Consider the following 23,682-nt stretch of genomic DNA (forward strand, 5'->3'; position numbering starts at 1 on the left):
CGGCATGGCCACGGAGAAGGCGATTCTGGCCGGCGGGTGTTTCTGGGGCATGGAGGAGCTGTTCCGCCACCAGCCCGGCGTGACCGCGACCCGCGTCGGCTACAGCGGCGGTGACGTCCCCCACGCCACCTACCGCAACCACGGCACCCACGCCGAAACCATTGAAGTCACCTACGACCCCTCGCAGACCGACTTCCGCACCCTGCTCGAATTCTTCTTCCAGGTCCACGACCCCACCACCAAAAACCGCCAAGGCAACGACATCGGCACCAGCTACCGCTCCGCCATCTTCTACACGACCGACGAGCAAAAACGCATCGCCGAAGACACCATCGCCGACGTCGACGCCTCCGGCCTCTGGCCCGGCAAAGTCGTCACCGAAGTCACCCCCGCCGGCGACTTCTGGGAAGCCGAACCCGAACACCAGAACTACCTCCAGCGCTACCCAAACGGCTACACCTGCCACTTCCCCCGCCCCGGCTGGAAACTCCCGAAGCGCGCCTGACGCCTCAGCGCGCCATCGCGGCCTCGGCTTCCCGGAACGCCGCCGGGGACAGCTGCCGCCACACCAACGACGTCCCCAGCAACTGCACCGCCGCCGCCATCACCCACACGCCGCGCAAACTCCAGTGCACCGCGACAAACCCGCCGGCGAGCGCACCCAGCGGCGTCAGGCCCCACGCCAGCGCCCGGTGGCTGGTCAGCACCCGGCCCAGCAGCTCCGACGGGGTGAACCGCTGGCGGCTGGACTGCGAGCACACGTTCCAGATCAGCGTCGTCCCGGTCAGGAAGATCAGCACCGCGCCGACCAGCACCGGCCACGGCGGCACGAGCGCGATCAGCAGCTGGCTCAGCACCGCGCACACCTGCGCGATCCGCATCGCCGCCGAGTAGCCGAACCGCCGCACGAAGCGGTCCACGAAGAACGACGACGCCACCCAGCCGACCGCCAGGCAGGCCAGCAGCACGCCGTACCCGACCGCCCCGAGACGCAGTTCCTGCGTGGCGTAGAGGACGAGCATCGAGTTGCCCGCGGCCGCCGCGAACGACCCCAGCGCGACCGTGATGGTGATCGACCGCAGCAGCGGCGTGCCGACCAGATACCGCAGCCCGGCCGTCACGTCCTTCAGCGGATGCGCGGGCGTCCGCACCGGCTTCGCCGACGGAATCCCGCGCGCCAGCAGCAACGCGACCAGCGCGGCGACGGCGGCCAGCCACGCGGGCAGCCCGGCGCTGATCCCGATCAAGAGCCCGGTCGCCGGCGGCACCACGAACTGGACCATGCCGCGGTCGATCACCTGCAACCGGGAATTGGCCAGGTCGAGCTGATCCGGCGACACGACCTCGGGGACCACCGAGCCCGCCGCGCCGTCGCCGAAGACCTGCGCCGTCGTGAGCACGAAGGCCACCACCAGCAGCGCGGGCAGGCTCAGCGAACCGGTGGAACCCAGCAGCGCCAGCACGAGCGCGGCAACGATCTGCACCGCGTACGCGGAAGCGAGCACGGTCGTCCGCCGTACCCGGTCGATCACCACTCCGGCGAACAGCGAAAGCAGCAGCCACGGCGCTTGCCCGGCGACGTTCACCAAAGACACCGCACGCGGATCAGTGGTGATCGAGACGGCTAACAAGGGCAGCGCGGCAAGCAAAAGCCCTTCACAGGTTGAACCGGATACCGCCACCGCTTGCAGCCGGACCCAAGCCGTTCCGCGCCCGCCCCGCCCCGCCATGTCCGCCAGTGTCCTCCGCGGCGCAACCGGTTTTCCGCAGCACCCGGGCCCGGCCTCCCGCTCTCCGGACCTCCTCGCCGAACAAAACCTCTCCGGTTATCACGCGGGCGCGGGCCACGCTTTCCCTTGCCCGTCAACCGGAATCCGCGCGCCCGGCCGGATCGCGGGACAGCGGTTCACCTGCTGGGACGGGCTTCAGCGAACCGCCGCGAACGGTTGAGCTGGACGCATCCGTTCCGTCCCCGCTGGAGGAAACCCGTGCCCCGCCACACCCCGTCCCGGCCCGCGCGCCCTGCCCGCGCACGGTCCCGTTCCGCCCTCGCGCTGGCCCTTCCGCTGCTGCTCGCCGCCTGCGGCACGGCGGGCGGGGCCGGCCCGCAGGACGCCGGTCCCCCGCGCCCGGGCGGCACGCTGCGGCTGGGCATCTCGTCCAATCCGGACTGCATCGACCCGCAGCAGGTCAGCACGAACGCCTCGGTGAACGTCGGCCGCCAGCTGGTCGATTCGCTCACCGACCAGGACCCGAAAACCGGCGCGATCACGCCCTGGCTCGCCGACCGCTGGACGGTCAGCCCCGATTCCACGAGCTTCACCTTCCACCTCCGCTCCGGCGCGACGTTCTCCGACGGCTCGCCGGTGGACGCCGCCGCGGTGAAGACCAGCTTCGACGGGATCAAGGCGCTCGGCGCGAAGGCCCTGCTCGGGTCCAGCTACCTGGCCGCCTACCGCGGCGCGACGGTCGTCGACCCGGCGACGGTCCGGCTCGACTTCACCCAGCCCAGCGCCCAGTTCCTGCAGGCCAGCTCCACCATGTCGCTCGGCGTGCTCGCGCCCGCGGCGTTCCGGCACACCGCCGAGCAGCGCTGCCAGGGCGCCGGGCTGATCGGGTCCGGGCCGTTCGTGTTCACCAGCCTGAAGCCGAACCAGGACATCGTGCTCAGCAAGCGCACCGGCTACCGCTGGGGTTCGCCGTTGTGGCGGCACCAGGGCGAGGCGTACGTCGACAAGATCGACTTCCGCGTCGTGCCGGAGCCGGGCGTGCGGTCCGGCAGCCTGACGTCCGGGCAGCTCGACGCCATCACCGACGTCCAGCCGGTCGACGAACCGCAGTTCTCCGGCAACGGCTTCGCCGAACCGGTGCGGCCGAATCCCGGCATCGTGTTCAACCTGCACGCGAACGTGACCCGCGGCGTCCTCGCCGACCAGAAGGTGCGCCAGGCGGTGCTGAAGGGCGTGAACCGGCCCGAGGTCACCAGCACCGTGCTCACCCCGAACTACAAGCCCGCCACGAGCATCCTCGGCTCCGCGACGCCGCTGTACACCGATCTGTCGAAGGAACTCGCCTACGATCCGGCCGGCGCGCAGGCGCTGCTGCAGTCCGACGGCTGGCTCCCCGGCCCGGACGGCATCCGGACGAAGAATGGCCAGCGGCTCACCGCGTCCGTGCTGTTCTCCGCGGTGTTCAACCAGAACCAGAGCGTGCTGGAGCTGATCCAGCAGCAGCTGCGCAAGATCGGCTTCGAGCTGAAGATCGAGCTGCACACCAACGCCGAGGTCACCCGGTTGCAGCAGGCCGGCGACTACGATTTCCTCTGGTACAACGTCACCCGCGCCGACCCGGACATCCTGCGCCAGCAGTTCTCCACCAAGACGAACAACCGGAGCAGGCTGTCCGCGGACAACCCGCTCGACGCGCCGCTGGCCGAGCAGTCCGCCACCGTCGACCTCGCGAAACGCAAGCCCGCCGCGGAAAAGGCGCAGCGGACCATCGTGGAACAGGCCTACTCGATCCCGGTGTTCGAGCTGACCCAGGTGCTCGGCGTCGGCCCGAACGCGCATGACGTCGGCTTCGAGGCTTCCTCGCGGCTGCAGCTGTTCGACGCCTGGGTTTCGGGCTCGTGAAAGGCTTTCCGCTGCTTCGCCGCGTCCTGCAGGCCGTAGTGGTGCTGTGGGCGGCGTTCACGCTGTCGTTCGTCATCCTGTACCTGCTGCCCGGCGACGCGGTGCTGACCAAACTCGGCTCGGCCGAGGGCGGCCCCAGCGCGTCGCCGGAGCAGATCGCCGCCCTGCGCGCCGAGTACGGGCTGGACGACCCGGTCCTCGTGCAGTACGGCAAGCACCTCCTCGCCGCGCTGCACGGCGACTTCGGCACCTCCGTGGCGACCGGAGACGACGCGGCGCACCAGGTCCTCACCGCGTTGCCGCCGACGCTCGCCGTCTCCGGCTTGGCGTTGCTGCTGGCGCTCGTCTTCGGCGGCGGGATCGCCGTGCTGGGCACTTTCACCCGCACCCGCTGGGTGAGCCAGCTGCTGCTTTCCCTGCCGCCGCTGGGGACTTCGCTGCCGACGTTCTGGGTCGGGCTGCTGCTGATCCAGCTGTTCTCGTTCCAGCTGCGGCTGTTCCCGGCACTCGGCTCGACCGGCTTCGCGTCGCTGATCCTTCCCGCGGTCACGCTCTCCCTGCCGACCGGGGCGATCATCGGGCAGGTGCTGGCGAAGAGCCTGCAGACGCAGCTCGCCGAGCCGTACGTCGAGGTGGTGCGGGCGAAGGGCGCGAGCCGTCGCCGAGTCCACTTCGCACACGCGCTGCGCAACGCCGGACTGCCCGCGCTCACCCTGGTGGGCGTGGTCGCGGGCAACCTGCTGGCCGGTTCGGTGGTGACCGAAACCGTGTTCTCGCGCGACGGGCTCGGCCGGGTGACCGCGGCGGCGGTGACCGCGCAGGACTTGCCGGTGGTGCAGGCCGTGATCGTGCTGGCCGCGTTCTTCTTCGTGGTGCTCAACCTGGTCGTCGACCTCGTGTACCCGCTGCTGGATCCGCGGGTCTCCGTGCGCAAGGAGGTGCCCGCGCGTGTCTGAAGCGGTGCTGTCGCAACGATTCCTCGTCCGCCGGCCGGGCTTGCTTCTCTCCGGGCTGCTGCTCGCCGCGGTGCTGGTCGCGGCCTTCGCGCCCACGTTGTTCACCGGTCAGGACCCGATCGCCGGCGTCCCGTCCGAACGCCTTCAAGGCCCGTCGCCCGGGCATCTGTTCGGCACCGACGAAACCGGCCGCGACGTGTTCGCCCGCGTCGTGCACGGGGCCGGATTGTCCCTGCGCGCGACCGTGCTCGCGGTTCTGGTCGCCTTCGTCGCCGGGTCCGCGCTGGGGCTGCTCGCCGGGTTCCGCGGCGGCTGGCTCGATTCGGTCGTGATGCGGATCGTGGACGTGCTGCAGGCCGTCCCTCCGATCCTGCTGTCGCTGGCGCTGGTGACCGCGCTCGGCTTCGGAACGACGAACGTGGCGATCGCCGTCGGGGTCGCGCACCTCGCGTCGTTCGCCCGGCTGATGCGGGCCGAGGTGCTGCGGGTGCGCTCCGGCGTGTTCGTGGAGGCGGCCCGGGCGTCGGGCGTGCGCTGGGCCGGGGTGCTCGGGCGGCACGTGCTGCCCAACGCGCTCGGGCCGGTCCTGGTGCTGGCCACGGTGACGGTCGGGATCGCGGTGCTCGAAGTGTCCGCGCTCAGCTTCCTCGGCTTCGGCGCGAGCCCGCCGACGCCTGAATGGGGCGCGCTCGTGGCCGGCGGACGCAATTTCCTGGCCACCGCTTGGTGGATGACCACGTTCCCGGGCCTGACCGTCGCGGCCGTCGTGCTGGCCGCGAACCGCGTGTCCCGGGCTTTCGACGGCGAACGGAGCTGACAAGTGCTGGAGATCAGCGAGCTGGCGGTCTCGTACCGCACCTCGGGCGGCGTGGTGCCCGCCGTGCGCGACGTGAGCCTGCGGGTGGGTGCGGGCGAGATCGTCGCGGTGGTCGGCGAGTCCGGTTCCGGGAAGAGCACCACCGCACACGCCGCGATCGGCCTGCTCCCGCGCGGCGGGCGAGTCCACCGTGGACGGATCGCCTTCGACGGACGCGAGCTGACCGCATTGTCCGAAAAGGACTGGCGGCGGGTGCGCGGCACCGGGATCGCGCTGGTGCCCCAGGACCCGACGGTGTCGCTCAACCCGGTTCGGCGGATCGGCGAGCAGGTGGCCGAGGTGCTGCTGATCCACCGCCTGGCCGCCCGCGGCGAAGCCGCCGGACGCGCGATCGAACTGCTGCGCCGGGCGGGCGTCGACCGGCCGGAACTGCGGGCGCGGCAGTATCCGCACGAGCTGTCGGGCGGGCTGCGGCAGCGGGTGCTGATCGCCATCGCGCTCGCGGGCCGGCCCCGGCTGATCATCGCCGACGAGCCGACCAGCGCGCTCGACGTGACCGTGCAGAAGGAAATCCTCGACCATCTCGCGAAGCTGGCCGCCGACGACGGCACCGCGATCCTGCTGATCACGCACGACCTGGGCGTCGCCGCCGACCGGGCCGGGCGGATCGCCGTGCTGTCCGAAGGCCGGCTGGTCGAGGAGGGACCGGCCCGCGAGCTCCTCGCCGCGCCGACGCAGGACTACACGCAGCGGCTGCTCGCCGCCGCGCCGAGCCTCAGCCGCGAACCGCTCCGGCCGCGCCGCGCCGAGGGGCCGGAGGTCCTGCTGTCGGTGGAGTCGGTCTCGAAGACCTTCGCCTCCTCGCGCGCCGGTTCCGTGCGAGCCGTGGACGACGTGTCGTTTCAGCTCACTCGCGGCCGAACCCTGGCGCTGGTCGGGGAATCCGGCTCCGGAAAGACGACGACCGCCCGCATGGTCGTCGGCCTGGAAACCCCGACCGCGGGCACGGTCAGCTTCGCCGGACAGGACGTCACCCGGCTTCCGCCCGCCGAACTGCGCCGGCTGCGCCGCCGGTTCCAGCTCGTCTACCAGAACCCGTACGCCTCGCTGAACCCTCGCTTTTCCATCGCCGACGTGATCGGCGAACCGCTGCGCGCGTTCCGCGTCGGCGGCCGGGCCGAACGGGTCGCCGAGCTGGCGGACCAGGTCGCGCTGCCGTCGTCGGTGCTGCGCCGGAAACCGGCCGAGCTGTCCGGCGGCCAGCGGCAGCGCGCGGCGATCGCCCGTGCGCTGGCGCTGCGGCCGGACCTCGTGGTGCTGGACGAGCCAGTGTCCGCTTTGGACGTTTCGGTGCAGGCGCAGATCCTGAACCTGCTCGTGGAACTGCAGGACGGACTCGGCCTGACGTACCTGTTCATCACCCACGACCTGGCCGTGGTGCGGGAAATCGCCGACCAGGTCGGGGTGATGCGCCAAGGCAAGCTGCTCGAATTCGGCCCGGCGGACGACGTCCTGCGGCGGCCGCGCGAGCAGTACACGCGCGACCTGCTGGCCGCGATCCCCGGCGGCGAGCAGGTCAGCGCGTGAGGTCAGTTGGCGAGCACCAGCCGTCCGACGGCCTCGCCCGCGTCCATCCGCCGATGCGCCTCGCGCGCCTGCGCCATCGGCAGGACGGTGACCGGCAGCCGGATGCGGCCGTCGGTGTACAGCGGCAGCACCGCGTCCGCGGCGGGACGGGCGGGCGTGGGATCGGCCGCCAGGAAGCCGCCGACGTTGAAGCCGACCACTCCGATGTTCTTGCCCCACACGGCGTTCGAATCGACCATCGGCGCGGTTTCGCTGCCCGCGCTGCCGACCACGAGCATCCGGCCCATCGGCGCGAGCAGGTCCAGCGAGGCGATGCGCAGGTCGCCGCCCACCGGGTCGACGACGATCTCGAACCGCTCGTCCCGCAGCTCGCCGAGTTCCCCGGACAGCACGACCCGGTCGAAGCCGAGCTGCTTCGCCGCCTCGACCTGCTCGGGCCGCCGGACCGTGCCGACGACCTCGCGCGCGCCGAGCAGCCGCGCGACCTCCGGGTACACCGAGGCGAGACCGCCGAGCGCGCCGTGCACGACCACGCGCGCGTCCTTCGGCAGCCGCACTGCTTCGGTGAGCGAAAGGTAGGCCGTCACGGTGTTCGCCAGCCCGGCCACGGCTTGGGCGCGCTCCACTCCGGTCCCCGCCAGCGGCACGACGAGGCTGGCGGGCGCGAGCTTCACGTCGGCGTATCCGCCCATTCCGGGCAGCGTGAGCGTGACGACCTCGTCCCCGACCGAGAAGCCGCTGCCCGGTCCAGCCGCGCGGATGGTCCCCGCGACCTCGAGCCCGGGCACCAGCGGCGGCTTCGGCGCGTAGTCGTACTCGGCGAGCGTGCCGCGGCGGATCAGCGCGTCGATCAGCCCGACGGACGCGTGCGAAACCGTGATGGCCACTTCGCCCGGCCCCGGAACGGGCTCGGGCACCTCGATTTCTTCGAGGACCTCGGGACCGCCGTAGCGAGTGATGGACAAAGCGCGCATCGTGCGTACTCCCCAGTGTTCCGCGTGTGTGTCAGCGAGCCGGAACAACCCGGGCCGGTCCGCGGTTATTCCGGCTTAGTTCACCCGAGGAAGGACTCGCCGTGCCGAGCGAAACGCACCCGCTGCGCAAACTGGGTTTCCTGACCATCGGCCTGTTCGACGGGGACGACCCGCGGCCGGGCCACGAATCGACGCTGCGCGTGCTCGAACTCGGCGAGCAGCTCGGATTCGACAGCGCGTGGGTCCGCCACCGGCACCTGCAGTACGGCATCTCGTCGCCGGTCGCGGTGCTCGCCGCGGCCACCCAGCGCACCAGCCGGATCGAACTGGGCACCGCGGTCATCCCGCTGGGCTGGGAAAACCCGCTGCGCCTCGCCGAAGACCTGGCGACCGTCGACGTGCTGTCCGGCGGACGGCTCAACCCGGGCGTGAGCGTCGGCCCGCCGATGCACTACGAGGACGTGCGGGGCGCGCTGTACCCGGACACCGGCGACCGCGAAGACTTCGGCTACCACCGGGTGTCGCGGCTGTTGTCGCTGGTCCGCGGCGAGCCCGCGTCGACGTTCAGCGGCGTCGAAGGCATCGAGACGTTCTCCGACCGCGTGCAGCCGCATTCGCCCGGCCTCGCCAGCCGCCTGTGGTACGGCGGCGCGAGCACCCGCTCGGCGACCTGGGCGGGGCAGGCCGGGATGAACTACCTGACCAGCAGCGTCGTCCGCGCCGAGGAAGGCTCGACGGATTTCGAGAAGATCCAGCTCTCGCACGTGCGGGCGTTCCGGTCGCACCATCCAGACGGCGCGCGGGCCCGGGTTTCGCAAGGGCTGGTGGTGATTCCGACCGACAGCGCCACCGCCGAGCAGCGCGCGAAGTACGAGGATTATGCGGCAAAACGCCTGCCGCGCACGAAAACCCCGCAGGGCCCCGGCGGTCTGCTGTTCTCGCGCGATTACGTCGGCACCTCCGCTCAGCTTGCCGAGCAGCTGTACCGGCACGCCGCCTTCCGCGAAATCGACGAGGTCGCCTTCGCGCTGCCGTTCACCTTCGAGCACGAGGATTACGTGCAGATCCTCACCGACCTGGCCACCCGGCTGGGCCCGGAGCTGGGCTGGAAACCCGCGGCCTGACGGGCTAGCGTGGCAGGGTGCCGGATTTCACGTCCACAGTGGACATTGCCCGCCCAGCCGGAGACCAGCGCGACGCCCTCGCCTGGGCCCGCGCGGTCTGGGAGGACGCTCCGCCGCCGCTGCGCGTTTTCCTGCGCACGGGCTGGCTCGGCCTGGGCCTGCCCACCCGCCTGTCTCCAGACCGAGTGCTGGGCTGGACCATCGCTTCGGCCACGCCGGACCGGGTCGTGCTCGAAGCACCGTCGCCGCTGATGACCACGCGCAACACCGTGCACCTCGACGCGGACCGCGTGTACTGGACCACTGAAGTCAGCTACGACCGGTTCCCCGCCCGCCAGCTGTGGGCTTTGGCGGCACCGATCCACGAACTCGTCGTCCCGGCCCGGCTGCGCCAGGTCGCCGGCGCCTCTCGCCCCGGCGACCTGCAGCACCGAATCGTGACGACTTTCCAACGACGGCTCGGCAACCCCGTCCTGTCGCGGCTGCCCGGCCAGACGCTGCTCGAAACGACCGGCCGCCGCTCCGGCCTCCCCCGCCGGACCCCGATCGGCGGCCGCCGCGTCGGGGAGGCATTCTGGCTGGTATCCGAATTCGGCGAACGATCGCAGTACGTACGCAACCTCCAGGCCGACCCGCATGTCCGGCTGCGCCTGCACGGCCGCTGGCTGCGCGGGACCGCGCACCTGCTCCCAGACGACGACGCCCGCGCGCGGCTGAAGTCGCTGCCACGCTGGAACAGCGCCGCGGTGCAGGCGTTCGGCACCGACCTGCTGACGATCCGGATCGACCTGGAGTAGGTCAGTTCCGCCGCAGGTATGCGGGCCCCACGCTGCCCCTGGAGTTCAGTCTTCCAACACAGCCTCGATGGTGCGCCGAGCATTCGCCGCCAGCACCGGATTCGTCTCCCGGTAATACGGCAACTGAATCAACGCGATCGACAACGCCCAGCCCCTCCCCCGCTCCCACGTCGCCGCATCCACCCCCACCGCCTCGCGGAACACCTCCCGTTCAGCCGCCGCGAACGTGTTCCACGCCGGGATCACGTCCACCGCCGGGTCGCCGATCCCGACCCCCGCGAAGTCGAGCACCGCGCTCAACCCGCCGTCGTCGACCAGCACGTTCCCCGGCGACAGATCCGCGTGCAGCCACACCGGCTCCCCGGTCCACTCCGGCACCGCGAGCGCCTTCTCCCACGCCGCGACATACGCCGGATTGCCGCCGAGTTGTGCGATCGCCTCCCGCGTCGGCGCGTCCCGCGTGCGCAGCGGGCGGCCTCGGCTGATCTCCGGCACCCCGGAAGTATCGAGGCCCCGCAACGCTTTCACGAACGCGCCCAGCTCCCGCGCCACCCGAGCGTCGCCGAAATCCGGGTTGACGCCGGGCAGCCAGCGCAGCACCGACCAGTCCCACTCGAAACCCTCGCCCGGCCGTCCTTCGCCGAGCACTTCCGGCACCGCGACCGGCAGCCGCGGCGCGAGCCAGCGCAGCCATCGCCGTTCGCGGCCGATTTCGGCGGGCCCGCGTTCCAGCCGGGGCAGCCGCGCCACCAGCTCGTCGCCGAGCCGGAACATCGCGTTTTCCGTCCCCGCCGAGGCAACCCGCGAGACCGGCAGCCCGGCCCACCGCGGGAACTGCGCCGCGACGAGGCGACGGACCAGGTCGTCGTCGATTTCCGCTTCGCCGGTGTGCATCCGATTCATCGGCATCCAGCAAACCGCGCCGCCGCGACGGCGGGCAACCGGTTTATTCCCGTTCCCGCGGACTGTCCCAGACGCTGGTTACCGTCGCCCGCACCCCGGTTTCCGCGCCACACTGCTGGCATCCACGGGGAAAGGACGCAGCATGACAGGGCACACCGGACCACGGCTCGCCGTCGCGCTGGAAGGCGCCGGCTGGCATCCGGCCGCGTGGCGCGAACCGGACGCCCGCCCGGCCGACCTGCTCACCGCCGGATACTGGACCGGATTGGTCCAGGAAGCCGAGGCCGCGCACCTGGACTTCGTCACCTTCGAGGACTTTCTCTCCCTGCGCGACCCCAGCGAACCGGCCGCCCGCCCCGACCACGCGCAAACCCGGCTGGACGCCGTGCTGCTCGCCTCGCGGATCGCGCCGCTGACCTCGCACATCGGCCTGGTCCCGACCGCCGTCGTCACCCACACGGAGCCGTTCCACCTGTCGAAGGCGATCGCGACGCTCGACTACGTCAGCACCGGCCGCGCCGGGGTCCGCGTGCAGGTCTCCGGGAGCCCGGACGAGTTCCGGCACTTCGGCCGCCGCACGCCGCCCGAGCCGGCCGACCTGTTCGAGGAAGCCGCCGATTACGTCGAGGTGCTGCGCCGGCTGTGGGACAGCTGGGAGGACGACGCCGAGATCCGCGACGTCGCCACCGGCCGGTTCATCGACCGGGACAAACTGCACTACATCGACTTCGAGGGCCGCTGGTTCTCCGTCAAAGGACCGTCCATCACGCCGCGCCCGCCGCAGGGCCAGCCGATCGTCGCCGCGCTCGCGCACGGTCCCGACGCCTACCGCCTCGCCGCCCGCCAGGCCGACGTCGTGTACGTGACCCCGGACGACCGCGCGCACGCCGCGTCGATCATCGACGAAATCGGCGCGCCGCTTCAGGTTTTCGCCGACCTCGTGGTCTTCCTCGACGAAACCGAACAGGCCGCGGCCGACCGCAAGGCCCGGCTGGACGACCGCGCCGAGTTCACCTCGGACGCCCGCGTCTTCACCGGCACCCCGGCCCGGCTGGCCGACCTCCTGCTCGACTGGCACGCCGCCGGCCTGACCGGCTTCCGGCTGCGTCCCGGGGCCCTGCCGCACGACCTGACCGCCATCACCCGCGCCCTGGTCCCCGAACTGCGCGACCGCGGCGCGTTCCGCACCGGATACGAGGCCTCGACCCTGCGCGGGCTGCTCGGCCTGCCGCGCCCGGCCAACCGCTACGCCGCCTGAGTCCCGGGAGATTTCCATGACTGCCAAGCACATCCACCTCGCCGCGCACTTCCCCGGGGTCAACAACACCACCGTGTGGAGCGATCCCGAAGCGGGCAGCCACATCGAGTTCAGCTCGTTCGTCAAGCTGGCCCAGACCGCCGAACGCGCCAAGTTCGACTTCTTCTTCCTCGCCGAAGGCCTCCGGCTGCGCGAACAGAACGGCCAGATCTACGACCTCGACGTCGTCGGCCGCCCGGACACGTTCACCGTCCTGTCCGCGCTCGCCGCGGTGACCGACCGCCTGGGCCTGGCCGGAACCATCAACTCCACCTTCAACGAACCGTTCGAGGTGGCCCGGCAATTCGCCTCCCTCGACCACCTTTCCGCCGGCCGGGCCGCGTGGAACGTCGTCACGTCCTGGGACGCTTTCACCGGCGAAAACTTCCGCCGCGGCGGCTTCCTCCCGCAAGACCAGCGCTACTCCCGGGCCGAAACCTTCCTGCGGACGGCGTGGGAACTGTTCGACTCCTGGCGCGGCGACGAAGTCTTGGCGGACAAGGAATCCGGCCGCTTCCTGGCCGACCGCGGCGGCGATTTCGCGCACCACGACGAGCACTTCGCCATCTCCGGCCGCTTCCCGGTCCCGCGCAGCCCGCAGGGCCGCCCGGTCACCATCCAAGCCGGTGACTCGGAGGAAGGCCGCGAATTCGCCGCCGCGACCGCCGACGCCATCTTCACCCGCCACGGCACCCTCGAAGCGGGCCAAGCGTTCTACTCCGACGTCAAGGGCCGCCTGGCGAAGTACGGCCGCTCCCCGCACGAGCTGGTCATCCTGCCCGCCGCCACCTTCGTCTTGGGCGACACCGACGCCGAAGCGCACGAACTCGCCCACGAGGTCCGGTTGCAGCAGGTCAGCGAGCAGACCGCGATCAAGTTCCTCGAACAGCTCTGGAACACCGACCTCAGCGACCACGACCCGAACGGCCCGCTGCCGTCGTTCGACCCGGTGGTCGGCGACCTGATCTCGAAGGGCCGCGCGAGCGTCCGCATGCACCGCGACCCGATCGCGACCGCCAACGAATGGCGCCAGCTGGCGGAAGCGAAACACCTGTCGAGCCGGGAACTGATCATCGAGGTCACCGGACGGCAGAACTTCATCGGCTCCGCGGAAACGGTCGCGGCCACGATGAACGAACTCGTGCAGGCCGACGCGTCGGACGGTTTCATCCTGGTCCCGCACGTAACGCCGGGCGGCCTGGACCGGTTCGCCGACGAGGTGGTGCCGAGGCTGCAGGAACGCGGGGTGTTCCGGGAGGACTACAGCGGACCGACGTTAAGGGACCACCTCGGTTTGGCCTGACCTGGCTTCCCTTAACCTGAGACGTTCTCATGACTTCCTGACGCGGACTTCGGTAAGGTCCGAATCATGGATCTTGACGAGCTGACCCGGCAGCTGCGCGAGTTCGCGTCAGCCCGCGACTGGCATCAGTTCCATACCCCGAAGAACCTCGTCATGGCACTCGCCGGGGAAGCAGGAGAGCTGACGGCGCTCTTCCAATGGCTCTCGCCGGACGAATCCGCGCGAATCATGGACGATCCGCACACGGCCGAACAGGTGCGCCACGAGATGGCGGACGTGCTGGCCTACCTGCTTCGGCTGGCGGACGTGCTCGACATCGACCTCCCCGCCGCGCTGTCGGAGAAGATCGCCGTGAACGGCGCCAAATACCCCGTCGACCTGGCGCGAGGCTCCGCGCGGAAGTACGACCGCCTCGGATCGGAGCGCTCATGAGGATCGCTCTGCAGCCCGCGGCTCGCAACGACCGCGACGTGGCGCGGCACTACCACGACACGATCGACACCAGGATCCGTTTCACCGAGCACGCGGACGTCATCGATCCCCCGGTCCTCGCGGCGCTGCATGACGTCTATCCCGACGGCACCGCCCAGTTCTGGGGCGTGACACCCGGCGTCAGCGGCGCCAACGTCGGCAAATGGAAGAAGCTGATGCCTGGCGACGCGGTATTCTTCTACGGCGAGAAGAAGATCTACCTCGCCGGTCACATCGCTCTCCCGTTCCAGAACCGGGCCCTCGCCGACCGCCTCTGGGGCCGCAACGCGAACGGGCTCACGTGGGAACTCATGTTCGCACTCGTCAACCTCCGCGACGTGACGCTGCCCATCGACGAGATCCGGGCGGCCCTCGACTGGAGCGACAAAGCCTTCATCCAAGGGTTCACCGTGGTGGAGGGCCATCGGGCGGACGAGCTGGCCGAACTCGTGAACCTTCAGGACACCGGCAATCTCCTGGTCGCCTGCGAAGCTTTCACGCGCAAGGTGCGATCGGTGACCGCGCCCGACGGTCCAACCGACGGCACCCGGACGGCGAGCTGGCGACGCGAACATCCTCTTCTCAAAAAACGGCTCGTCGAACTGGCGGGCGATACGTGCGGCTTGTGCGGAGAAGGCCTCCCGCCCGCTTTCCTCGTCGGCGCGCACATCAAGAAACGAGCCCTCTGCACAGAGGACGAACGGAAGGATTTCGACAACGTCGGCATGCTCGCATGCGTCCTGGGCTGCGACAGCCTTTTCGAGCGGGGTTACATTTCGGTCGACAAGGGCGGAAAAATACTCATCAGCGACATGGTCGCCGAATCCTCCACCGTCGCGGAATTCGTCGAAAGCAGGCTCGAGGGCCGCATCAGCGCTTGGTGGAACCCCGAGCGGGAGAAGTACTACGCCTGGCACCGGGAGCACGTTTTCCTCGCGGTCCACAATGGCACCACTCCCGAATCTCATCGTTTTCCTGCTGACTCCTCGACGCCAGGGTGACCGGCGGAGCACCTGAGTCGCTGCAGAGCCATGCTGCGGAAATCCCGGGTACTTGCAGCATGTCGACGGCTACCGCCCCTGCTTGGGAGGAACCCGTCCGCAGCCGACGAAACTGACACCGCCTACCCCAAGAACCGCTTCGCGTTCCCCCGCAGCAACAACTCCCGTTCAGTCTCACCGAGGAACTCCGCCTTCCGCACCACCCCGCCAGCCGGACGCTCCCCCAGCGGATACGGATAATCGCTCCCCACCATCACCTGCTCCGCCCCCAGCGTGTCCACCAGATTCCGCAACGCCGCCTCGGTGAACACCACCGAATCGACACTGAACCGCCCCACATACTCCGACGGCGGTTTCTCCGACATGGCGATGATGTCCGCCCGCTGATGCCAAGCGTTTTCCAGCCGTCCCAGCCAGAACGCGAACGAGCCGCCCCCGTGGGCGAAGCAGATTCGCAAGCTCGGCGGCACCCGGTCGAACACGCCGCCGAGGATCATCGCGATGATCGACAGGTGCGTTTCCGCGGGCATTCCGGTGAGCCATCGCGCCATCCAGCGGTCCAGCCGCGGCGCGAGCGGCATGTCCCACGGGTGCACGAAGACCGGGACGTCGAGCGACGCCGCGTGCTGCAGGAACGTCACCACGCCGGCGTCGTCGAGGTCGCGGTCTCCGACGTGGTTGCCGATCTCCACGCCCCGGTGCCCGGCCGCGACCGCCCGATCAAGTTCGCGGCACGCGGCGTCGGTGTCCTGCAGCGGGACCTGGCAGAACGGGATCAGCCGGTCCGGCGCGGGCGCGCAGATCTCCAGCGCGAGGTCGTTGAAGACCCGGGCGATTTTCTCGGCCTGGCCCGGGCTGGCGTCGTAGCCGAAGAACACCGGCGTCGGCGAGACGACCTGCGCCTCGATCCCGTCGGCGTCCATGTCCGCCAGCCGGACGGACGCGTCCCAGCAGTCGGACCGGATCCGGCGGAACTCCTCCGAGCCGACCATGATCACGGCCTCGCGCTCGGTTTCCGCGCGCAGCCACGGCATTCCCTCGCCGAGGTCGGGCCAGCCGTGCGGGACGAAATGGCTGTGGACGTCGATCGCGCGCACGCTCAGCCCTTCCCGGGGTGCAGCGCGCCGCACTTGCCGCAGGTCCGGGCTTCCTCGGACGAGTAGAACTGCTCGAACACCGGCGGCAGGTCGTCGACGATGTCCCGCACCTGCAGTTCCACCTCGTGCACCTTCGCGTCGCACTCCAGGCAGAACCACACGAACTTCTCCAGCGTCCCCTCCTCGCGGATGCGCTCGATGACGATCCCGATCGAGCCCTCCTGCGGGCGCTGCGGCGAATGGTGCACGTTCCGCGGCAGCATCCACATCTCGCCCTCGCGGATGTCGACCCGCCGCGGGCCGTCCTCGGTCATCAGGTTGACGTGCATGTCGCCCTTGTACTGGTAGAACCATTCCTCGTACGGGTCGAGGTGGTAGTCGGTGCGCTGGTTCGGCCCGCCGACGACCTGCACGATGAAATCGCCCATCGGGGCCCACATCTGCTTGTTGCCGACCGGCGGCCTCAGCTCGTCCTCGTGGTCGGCGATCCACTTCGCGAAGTCGAACACGGGCGGGATGGCGGTCATCGTTCTTCCTCCTTGCCGGGGATCCGGGCGATCGCCTGGATCTCGATGAGCAGATGCGGATGCGGCAGCTGGTGCACCGCGACGGTCGTGCGGGCCGGGCCGTTCTCGTCGAAGAACTCGCCGTAGACCTCGTTGTAGCCGCCGAAATCGTTCATGTTGACCAGGAACACGGTCAGCTGCGCGAGGTCCTCGAGCCCCGCCCCGGCCGCGGCCAGGATGTCGCGGATGTTCTCGATCACCGCGCGGGTCTGCGCCCGGATGTCCAAAGTGGTCACACCGAACTCGTCGGCCTCCGCGCCGGCGAACGTGTTGTCCGGCCGCCTGCTGCTGGTGCCGGAGACGAACACCAGGTCCCCGACGACCTTGACGTGCGGGAACCGCCCGCGCGGCGTCGCCTTCCCGGCGACGACATGGGCTTGCGCCACGCTCATCCCTCCTTGGTGCGAACGGAAACCGAACCCAGGCCGGCGACCCGGGCCTCCACGTGCGTGCCGGGCTTCAGTGCCACGGCCGCGGTCGCCGCACCGGCCAGGAGCACCGACCCGTCCAGCAGGCGATGCCCGTACGCGGCAGCCATCCGCTGTGCGGCGGGAAGGGCGCGCAGCGGGTCGCCGAGGATGTCGGTGGTCGAACCGGTCGCCACGATCTCGCCGTCGAAGAGCAAATCAACGGCCAGCGCGGCCACCTGACCGATCGGTGCCCACGGCCCGAGGACGAACGCCGACGCCGAGGTGTTGTCGGCGACGACGTCGGCCAGGCTGAACGTGAAGTCGCGGTACCGGCTGTCGATGATCTCCAGCGCGGGCGCGACGGCGACCAGTTCGGCGTCCGGGCCGAGCCGGAACGCGACCTCGGGTTCGACCCGGGGATGGACGCCGCGGCCGACGTCGAACGTCCCGCCGTCCCCGATCCGCATGCGGTCGGTCAGCGAGCCGATGATCACGTCGGAGACGCCCATCTGCTCGGCCTTCGCCTTGCTCGTGAAACCCAGTTTGACCCCGGCCAGCCGCTCCCCGCGCCCTTCGCGCAACGCGATTCCGGCGTGCTGCACCGCATAAGCGGTGTCCAGGCTCATCGGTCCGGCGCTGGTGAGCTGCGGGATCGCCTGCCCGGCGGCGGTCGCCCGATCGAGCAGTCCGGCTCGTTCCTCGACGGTCGTCACAGCTGCACGCACACATTCGTCGGCTGGGTGTAGAAGTGCATCGAGTGCAGGCCGCCCTCCCGGCCGATGCCGGAAAGCCCGACCCCGCCGAACGGCGAGCGGAGATCTCTGAGATACCAGGTGTTGACCCAGGCCATCCCAACCCGCATCTGCTGCGCGACCCGGTGGCCGCGCTCCAAATCGGTCGTCCACACGGCGGCGGCGAGCCCGTAGTCGGTGTCGTTCGCCAGCCGGACGGCTTCGTCCTCGGCGTCGAACGGGATCAGCGCCGCGACCGGCCCGAAGACCTCCTCGCGCACGACCCGCGCGGAATTGTCCACTCCGGTCCACAGCGTCGGCTCGATCCACGACCCGCCCGCGAGGTCCGGCCCCAGTTCCGGAACCGAACCACCCGTCAGCACCGTCGCTCCCTCGGCCACCGCCAAGTCCAGATAGGACTGTACTTTCTTCCGGTGCTGCTGGGATATCAACGGCCCCGTCGTGGTATCCGGATCGGCCGGCCGTCCCAGCCGCAACGCTTTCGCCCGCTCGGCAAGCCCGTTCGCGACCGCGTCGAAAACGGGCCGCTGCACGTAGACCCGCTCCGTGCACAGACATACCTGGCCGGTGTTCAGGAAAACCGAGCGGGCGAGTCCGTCGAGGGTCTTCTCGAGGTCGCAGTCCGCGAACACCACCGCCGCGTTTTTCCCGCCCAGCTCGAAGGAAACCGGCCGGACCGACGGAGCGACCGCGCGCATGATCGCCGAACCGGTCCGGGATTCGCCGGTGAACGTGACGCCGTCGATGCCGCGGTGCGTGGTGAGGTACTCCCCGGCGGAGTCCGGCCCGAAGCCGTGCACGACGTTATACACCCCGCTCGGCGCACCTGCCTCCGCGATCACCTCGGCGAGCAAGGTCGCGGTCGACGGCGTTTCCTCGGACGGCTTGACCACCACCGCGTTGCCGCACGCGAGCGCGGGCGCGACCTTCCAGGTCAGCAGCAGCAACGGCAGGTTCCACGGCACGATCACCGCGACCACGCCGAGCGGCTTGGGCACCGCGTAGTTCAGCGCCTTCCGGCCGTGAGGCAGATCCGTCAGGAAGGAATCGAGACCGGCCGCCGCGACCGTGTCCGCGAAGGAGCGGAAGTTCATCGCCGCCCGCGCGACGTCCAGGTCGCGCGCCAAGTGTTCCGGCTTGCCGGTGTCGCGAACCTCGGCGGCGACGAAATCCTCGAACCTCTCTTCGATCCGCTCGGCGATCCGGCGCAGCAAGGCCGCGCGCTCAGCCACCGAGGCGCGTCCCCACGGTCCGTCCAGCGCGGCGCGCGCGGACGCGACCGCGGCGTCGACCACGTCCGGCCCGGCCTCGTGGACGTGCGCGACGACCGACCCGTCGACCGGGTCGGTCTTCTCGAAAGTGCGCCGCCCGGCGACCCGGGTCCCGCCGACGACGTTGTGGAGTTCCGCAGCCATGAAACTGACCGTAAGGACGCCAGGAATGCCTGGCCAATGCTCTTTGCCGCCGCACCCATGCCTGTCCAGGCATATTCCCGGCCATGCCTGTCCCGGCATGGCCATCGCCGAAATGAGCATTGGCCAGGCATGGCGACGGCGGCGAAGGATGGATGCCGTGAACCATCCGAACGTCGACCGGGACTACAGCGCGCAGGCCACGGTCACCAAGGCCGAGTTCGACGCCGTGATGGCCCGTTACCGCTCCGCCTCCGAAGCCGCCACCACCGGTCTCGACGGCACCGCGGACCTGGCCTTCGACCCGCTCAGCGACGAACGGCTGGACGTCTGGGGCACCTCCACCGGACAACTGCGCCCGGTCGTCCTCGCCGTCCACGGCGGCTACTGGCGGATGCTCTCGCGGCACGACACCGCGTTTATGGCCAGAGTGCAGGCCGACGCCGGAATCGCCACCGTCGTGCCCGACTACACCCTCGCTCCGGCAGCACCGCTCGAGGAGATCGTGCGCCAGGTCCGCGCCGCAGTCGCGTGGGTGTACCACCACGGCGCCGAGCACGGCCTAGACCCGGAGCGCATCCACGTCGTCGGCAGCTCTGCCGGCGGGCATTTGGCGGCCATGACCGCCGTCGCCGGATGGCAGCGCGCCGCCGGACTGCCCGGGGACGTCGTCAAAGGCGCGATGACGATCAGCGGCCTCTTCGACCTCCGCCCGCTGGTCGGGTCGTTCGCCAACGCCTGGCTGACCCTCGACCTCACGCGCGCGGAAGCCCTCAGCCCGATCTCGCTGCCGCCGGGCACCGCACCCCTGCACGTGGCGGTCGCCGAACACGAAGCCGCCGGATTTCATCGGCAGAGCAAGGCTTTCCACGCGCACTGGCCGACGTCGTCCTGGTCGCTCGTGCCCGGCCGGAACCACTACGACGTCTTCCTCGACCTGGCCGACCCCGCCTCGGCGCTCAGCCAGGCGCTGGTCGGGCTCGCCCTCTCGTGACGCCGGAATCCGATTCGGACAGTAATGTCGCCGGAATGGAGATGCCCCGCCTGCTCGACGGCAGGCTCAAGCTCAGGCACCTCGTGCTGGTGGACACCCTCACCGAGCAGGGCAGCGTCGTCGGCGCGGCGGCCGCCCTGCACGTCACGCAGCCGGTCGTCACGCGCGGCCTGCACGATCTCGAAGCCATCCTCGGCGTGCCGCTCTACGAACGCGGGCCGCGCGGGATCACCCCGACCGAGTTCGGGACCGCGTTCACCGAGCACGCCCGCGCGGTGCTCGCCCAGCTCACCCACGCCGCACGGCACGTCGTGGAAATCGCCGACGCGACACGCGGCCGCGTCGTCGCGGGCATTCACCTCGCGGGCTCGAACCTGTTGCTGCCGCGGGCGATCGCGCATCTGAAGGAAGACCATCCGCTGGTCACCGTCGTCGTCCGGGAAGGAACGCCGGAGTCGCTGCTCGTAGAGCTGACCGCGGGCCGGGTGGACGTGATCGTCGGCAGGCTGAGCGGGCCCGGCACGGAAGGCACCCGGCGGCACGCGCTGTACCAGGAGTCGATCCGCGTCGTCGCCGGCGCGCACCATCCGCTCGCCGCGCGGGAGAGCGTGTCGCTGGAGGACCTCGCCGAGTTCCCGTGGATCGTGCCCGGCACCGAAACGACGCTGCGCCAGGAACTGGAGAGCCTGTTCGCCCAGCACGGCCTCGACCTGCCGGCCAACCGCGTCGAGGCGACGTCGTTCCTCACCGTCCGGCAGCTGCTCACCGAAACCGCCATGGTCGCCGCGCTGCCCGGGCTGCTCGGGATGGACGACCCCCGGCTGGTCACCCTGCCGACGCCGCTGGAGAACATCGGGCACAGCGTCGGCCTGACCCTCGCCGCCGGGCGCCGGCTCAACCCGGCCACCCAGGCGCTGATCGAGTCCCTGCACACCGTCGCCGCGCAGATCGAGGACGCCTGAAGCCCTCTGTCGCTTTCTTGACGACCGGCGCAAAGCCGTGATATCTCATGGACCTCCGCTCGGAGGGAGCGTTCCATGGGCTACCGTTTGTCCACAGTCGACCCGGCCCGCACCGCGCTGGTCGTCATCGACCTGCAGCACGACTTCCTGGCTCTTGGCGCCCCGCTGGAATCCCCGGCCGGACGCGCCATGGTCCCCGTCGTCAACGACACCGTCCGGTTCTGCCGCGCCGCGGGCATCCCGGTGTTCTTCACCGCGCACGTCCACCGCCCCGACGGCTCCGACATGGGCCGGTTCGCCGACCTGTACCCGCCGATCGCCGCCGGCGCCGCGCTCATCGAGGGCACGCCCGGCGCCGCTTTGTACTCCGAAGTGGACCGGCGCCCGGACGAACCGCTCATCGCCAAGCACCGCTACAGCGCCTTCTACGGCACCGACTTCGAAATGCAACTCCGCGGCCGCGGCGTGGACACGCTGATCGCCGCCGGGGTGACCACTGAGGACTGCGTGCACGCCACCGTCCGCGACGCGATGTTCCGCGACTTCCGCACCGGGGTGCTGTCCGACGCGTGCGCCACCTACGACCACCCCGACCTCGGCCACGGCGCGATGTCCGCCGCCGAGGTCCATGCGGCCACGCTGGTCGTGCTCGCCCAGTCCACCGCGGACGTGCTGACCACGGCCGAATTCACCACCCTCGCCACGAAACCCTGACCCCACCCGCGGAGTCGCGTCGGCGTCTGGAGGGCAACGTGATCGCCCCCAGGCGGTCGCGTCGCCCTCCAGACGCCGACCTCACAGCGTCTCCGCGCGCGGCGGCGAAGCCGACGCCATAGACACAGCGTCATGCGCGTGGATCCACTCCAGCGTCTCCCCGATCCGCCCCAGCGCGGCATCCCGGGCGTCCGCCGCCGGACCGTCCGGCACATGCAACAGCGCGTTCGCCACCCACGAACTCCGTTGCACCGCCCGGGTTCGCGGCCGCCGCAGCTTCTCGTAGCGGGCAAGCGCCGCCTCGCGTGAATCCCGCGCGAGGCACTCGGCGAGTGTCACCGCGTCCTCGATCGTCTGGTTCGCGCCCTGCCCGTGGTGCGGCAGCATCGCGTGCGCGGCGTCGCCGAGGAGCACCACCCCTCCGCGATGCCAGCGGTTGAGCGGATGCTGGCCGAACAACCCCCACCGCTGATGGAGCGTCGTCGCGCCGACCATCTCGCGCACCGCCGGATGCCAGCCCGCGAAGGCCGCGTCGATGCACTCGCGCGGAATGTCCTCGGTCCACGACTCCCCCGGCCAAGTCTCCGGTTCGTCCAGCACCGCAAGGAAATTCACCACCGACCCGTCGCCGATCGGGTAATGCAGCAAATGCCCGCCCGGCCCCATCCAGAACTGGATCGCCCCGGCGTCCGGCAACGACGGCAGCTGCTCGACCGGCACCAGCCCGCGAAACCCGCTCGAACCCGAATACCGGGCGAGCGGCGTGTCGTCCACCCACGCGCGAACCGTCGAATGCACCCCGTCCGCGCCCACCACCACGTCCGCGATTTCGCTTGCGCCGTCGGCGAACTCGAGCCGGTACCGCGCCCCGTCCGCGACCACCCCGGTCACCCGCCGGCCAAGATGGACGTTCCCGCACGCGTCCGCGAGAATCCGCTGCAGATCCGCCCGGTGCACCCCGAAATAGGGCCCGGCGAACCGCTTTTCGTAGGCATCGCCGATCGGATACGCGACCACCCGGTGTCCGCCCCGCCAATGCCGGTAGACCAGCTCGGTGGGCACCGCCGAACACGCGGACAGCGCGTCGCGCAACCCGAGCCGCGCCAGCACCCGGGACCCGTTGGCGGACAACGCCACCGCCGCCCCGATTTCCCGCAATTCGGCGGACCGCTCGTACACCTCCGCCCCGATCCCGCGCTCCCGCAAGGCGAGCGCGAGCGTCAGCCCGCCGATCCCGCCGCCGACGACCGCCACCGAAAGCGCCATGGCCCCTCCTCGCCCGTGTACCGATCGGTACACGGTTGGACGGTACGGCGTACCGATCAGTACAGTCAAGCGGTGGATTCCCGGACCGGCCGCCGCGCCGAACTGCTGCAGCAAGCCGTGGAGTACCTGGCGACGCACGGCATCGCGGACCTGTCGCTGGCCCCGATGGGCGAAGCGCTGGGGACGAGCAAGCGCATGCTGCTGTACTACTTCGGCAGCCGGGAAAACCTGATCACCGAAGCGATCGCCGCGAGCCGCCCGGACATCGCCGAACTCTTCCGCTCCGTGCACGACGAGGACTCCCTGGCCGCCGCCGCGCACGCCCTGTGGCACGCGATCACCCGCGGCCGCCAGCGACGGCCGATCAACATCCTGTTCCAGGTGCTGGCACTGGCCCCGACACAGCCGGAGCGGTATCTGGAGGTCGCCCGGGAAGCGATCACCGCGATGGTGGAGCCGCTGGTGCCGGTATACCGGAAGCTGGGCCACCCGGAGCCCGAGGCGGCCGCGCGGGCGAGCTTGCTGATCTCCGGCCTGCGAGGGCTGTGCCTGGACCGGATGGTGACCGGGGACGAGGAGAGGATCGAAGTCGCGGCGGGGGCGTTGATCGCTGCTGCGGTGGCTCCGCCCGCCTGACCGCCGACGCC

General features: G+C 70.5%; 24 protein-coding genes. 15 read left to right on the forward strand and 9 right to left on the reverse strand.

Annotation, left to right across the window (positions count from 1 at the left end):
• Window positions 1-4 precede the first annotated feature (4 nt).
• Window positions 5-505 (forward strand): peptide-methionine (S)-S-oxide reductase MsrA, encoded by a 501-nt coding sequence (gene msrA / locus F9C12_RS03910; protein WP_409464766.1) that lies wholly within the window; start codon window positions 5-7, stop codon window positions 503-505.
• A 4-nt stretch (window positions 506-509) separates the two neighbouring features.
• On the opposite strand, the gene F9C12_RS03915 is transcribed toward msrA, so the two are convergent.
• The gene (locus tag F9C12_RS03915) at window positions 510-1,730 is read right to left on the reverse strand and encodes an MFS transporter (RefSeq protein WP_409464767.1); all 1,221 of its coding nucleotides are present in this window, start codon (window positions 1,728-1,730) and stop codon (window positions 510-512) included.
• Window positions 1,731-2,054: 324 nt separating this feature from the next.
• Here F9C12_RS03915 and F9C12_RS03920 point away from each other — a divergent pair, with 324 nt between their 5' ends.
• From F9C12_RS03920 to F9C12_RS03935, 4 genes are read left to right on the forward strand one after another with little or no spacing between them, the layout of a single operon-like run.
• Window positions 2,055-3,632, forward strand: coding sequence for an ABC transporter substrate-binding protein (locus F9C12_RS03920; RefSeq protein ID WP_409466961.1), 1,578 nt, complete (start codon window positions 2,055-2,057; stop codon window positions 3,630-3,632).
• Window positions 3,629-4,588: an ABC transporter permease gene (locus F9C12_RS03925; RefSeq protein WP_409464768.1), complete on the forward strand. Its 960-nt coding sequence runs from the start codon at window positions 3,629-3,631 to the stop codon at window positions 4,586-4,588. The genes F9C12_RS03920 and F9C12_RS03925 overlap by 4 nt, the downstream gene beginning before the upstream one ends.
• Window positions 4,581-5,405 (forward strand): ABC transporter permease, encoded by an 825-nt coding sequence (locus tag F9C12_RS03930; protein WP_409464769.1) that lies wholly within the window; start codon window positions 4,581-4,583, stop codon window positions 5,403-5,405. Before F9C12_RS03925 ends, F9C12_RS03930 begins: the two co-directional genes overlap by 8 nt.
• Window positions 5,406-5,408: 3 nt before the next feature.
• Complete coding sequence (locus tag F9C12_RS03935; RefSeq protein WP_409464770.1) at window positions 5,409-6,992, forward strand: dipeptide ABC transporter ATP-binding protein; 1,584 nt, start codon at window positions 5,409-5,411, stop codon at window positions 6,990-6,992.
• 2 nt (window positions 6,993-6,994) lie between these two features.
• On the opposite strand, the gene F9C12_RS03940 is transcribed toward F9C12_RS03935, so the two are convergent.
• On the reverse strand, window positions 6,995-7,966 hold the full coding sequence (locus F9C12_RS03940) for a zinc-binding alcohol dehydrogenase family protein (RefSeq protein WP_409464771.1): 972 nt from the start codon (window positions 7,964-7,966) through the stop codon (window positions 6,995-6,997).
• Between the two features lie 101 nt (window positions 7,967-8,067).
• Here F9C12_RS03940 and F9C12_RS03945 point away from each other — a divergent pair, with 101 nt between their 5' ends.
• Window positions 8,068-9,090 (forward strand): LLM class flavin-dependent oxidoreductase, encoded by a 1,023-nt coding sequence (locus F9C12_RS03945; RefSeq protein ID WP_409464772.1) that lies wholly within the window; start codon window positions 8,068-8,070, stop codon window positions 9,088-9,090.
• 17 nt (window positions 9,091-9,107) lie between these two features.
• Window positions 9,108-9,887 carry a nitroreductase/quinone reductase family protein gene (locus F9C12_RS03950; RefSeq protein ID WP_409464773.1) on the forward strand — a complete coding sequence of 260 codons (780 nt, stop codon included), beginning with the start codon at window positions 9,108-9,110 and terminating at the stop codon, window positions 9,885-9,887.
• Window positions 9,888-9,932: 45 nt separating this feature from the next.
• Here the strand turns inward: F9C12_RS03950 and F9C12_RS03955 are convergent, their stop codons facing one another.
• Window positions 9,933-10,790: an aminoglycoside phosphotransferase family protein gene (locus F9C12_RS03955; protein WP_409464774.1), complete on the reverse strand. Its 858-nt coding sequence runs from the start codon at window positions 10,788-10,790 to the stop codon at window positions 9,933-9,935.
• A 142-nt stretch (window positions 10,791-10,932) separates the two neighbouring features.
• Between F9C12_RS03955 and F9C12_RS03960 the strand changes: the two genes are divergently transcribed.
• From F9C12_RS03960 to F9C12_RS03975, 4 genes are all read left to right on the forward strand, one after another.
• On the forward strand, window positions 10,933-12,048 hold the full coding sequence (locus F9C12_RS03960; protein ID WP_409464775.1) for an LLM class flavin-dependent oxidoreductase: 1,116 nt from the start codon (window positions 10,933-10,935) through the stop codon (window positions 12,046-12,048).
• A gap of 16 nt (window positions 12,049-12,064) precedes the next feature.
• A complete protein-coding gene (locus F9C12_RS03965) occupies window positions 12,065-13,390 on the forward strand; it encodes an NtaA/DmoA family FMN-dependent monooxygenase (RefSeq protein ID WP_409464776.1) in 1,326 nt (441 codons plus the stop codon).
• Between the two features lie 66 nt (window positions 13,391-13,456).
• Window positions 13,457-13,822 carry a nucleotide pyrophosphohydrolase gene (locus tag F9C12_RS03970; RefSeq protein ID WP_409464777.1) on the forward strand — a complete coding sequence of 122 codons (366 nt, stop codon included), beginning with the start codon at window positions 13,457-13,459 and terminating at the stop codon, window positions 13,820-13,822.
• A 38-nt stretch (window positions 13,823-13,860) separates the two neighbouring features.
• Window positions 13,861-14,862 (forward strand): hypothetical protein, encoded by a 1,002-nt coding sequence (locus F9C12_RS03975; protein WP_409464778.1) that lies wholly within the window; start codon window positions 13,861-13,863, stop codon window positions 14,860-14,862.
• Window positions 14,863-14,984: 122 nt separating this feature from the next.
• Here the strand turns inward: F9C12_RS03975 and F9C12_RS03980 are convergent, their stop codons facing one another.
• From F9C12_RS03980 to F9C12_RS04000, 5 genes are read right to left on the reverse strand one after another with little or no spacing between them, the layout of a single operon-like run.
• Window positions 14,985-15,959, reverse strand: coding sequence for an amidohydrolase family protein (locus F9C12_RS03980; RefSeq protein WP_409464779.1), 975 nt, complete (start codon window positions 15,957-15,959; stop codon window positions 14,985-14,987).
• A gap of 2 nt (window positions 15,960-15,961) precedes the next feature.
• A complete protein-coding gene (locus tag F9C12_RS03985) occupies window positions 15,962-16,486 on the reverse strand; it encodes a 3-hydroxyanthranilate 3,4-dioxygenase (RefSeq protein WP_409180622.1) in 525 nt (174 codons plus the stop codon).
• A complete protein-coding gene (locus F9C12_RS03990; protein WP_409180623.1) occupies window positions 16,483-16,911 on the reverse strand; it encodes a RidA family protein in 429 nt (142 codons plus the stop codon). Before F9C12_RS03990 ends, F9C12_RS03985 begins: the two co-directional genes overlap by 4 nt.
• Before the next feature lie 2 nt (window positions 16,912-16,913).
• Entirely contained in the window at window positions 16,914-17,648 is a 735-nt protein-coding gene (locus F9C12_RS03995) for a 2-keto-4-pentenoate hydratase (protein ID WP_409464780.1), read from the reverse strand.
• Window positions 17,645-19,102, reverse strand: a complete 1,458-nt coding sequence (locus F9C12_RS04000) for a 2-hydroxymuconic semialdehyde dehydrogenase (RefSeq protein WP_409464781.1) — start codon at window positions 19,100-19,102, stop codon at window positions 17,645-17,647. Before F9C12_RS04000 ends, F9C12_RS03995 begins: the two co-directional genes overlap by 4 nt.
• 157 nt (window positions 19,103-19,259) lie before the next feature.
• On the opposite strand from F9C12_RS04000, the gene F9C12_RS04005 reads away from it, so the two are divergent.
• The 3 genes from F9C12_RS04005 (at window position 19,260) to F9C12_RS04015 (ending at window position 21,769) form a co-directional block, all read left to right on the forward strand.
• Window positions 19,260-20,093 (forward strand): alpha/beta hydrolase, encoded by an 834-nt coding sequence (locus F9C12_RS04005; RefSeq protein WP_409464782.1) that lies wholly within the window; start codon window positions 19,260-19,262, stop codon window positions 20,091-20,093.
• 35 nt (window positions 20,094-20,128) lie between these two features.
• A complete protein-coding gene (locus F9C12_RS04010) occupies window positions 20,129-21,055 on the forward strand; it encodes a LysR substrate-binding domain-containing protein (protein ID WP_409180627.1) in 927 nt (308 codons plus the stop codon).
• 75 nt (window positions 21,056-21,130) lie between these two features.
• Window positions 21,131-21,769, forward strand: coding sequence for a cysteine hydrolase family protein (locus tag F9C12_RS04015; protein ID WP_409464783.1), 639 nt, complete (start codon window positions 21,131-21,133; stop codon window positions 21,767-21,769).
• An 81-nt stretch (window positions 21,770-21,850) separates the two neighbouring features.
• Here the strand turns inward: F9C12_RS04015 and F9C12_RS04020 are convergent, their stop codons facing one another.
• Window positions 21,851-23,035 carry an FAD-dependent monooxygenase gene (locus tag F9C12_RS04020; RefSeq protein ID WP_409464784.1) on the reverse strand — a complete coding sequence of 395 codons (1,185 nt, stop codon included), beginning with the start codon at window positions 23,033-23,035 and terminating at the stop codon, window positions 21,851-21,853.
• A 72-nt stretch (window positions 23,036-23,107) separates the two neighbouring features.
• Here F9C12_RS04020 and F9C12_RS04025 point away from each other — a divergent pair, with 72 nt between their 5' ends.
• The gene (locus tag F9C12_RS04025) at window positions 23,108-23,671 is read left to right on the forward strand and encodes a TetR/AcrR family transcriptional regulator (protein ID WP_409464785.1); all 564 of its coding nucleotides are present in this window, start codon (window positions 23,108-23,110) and stop codon (window positions 23,669-23,671) included.
• Window positions 23,672-23,682 lie beyond the last annotated feature (11 nt).

Origin of the sequence: Amycolatopsis sp. GA6-003 (genome assembly GCF_046267895.1) — a bacterium.
Classification (GTDB): domain Bacteria; phylum Actinomycetota; class Actinomycetes; order Mycobacteriales; family Pseudonocardiaceae; genus Amycolatopsis.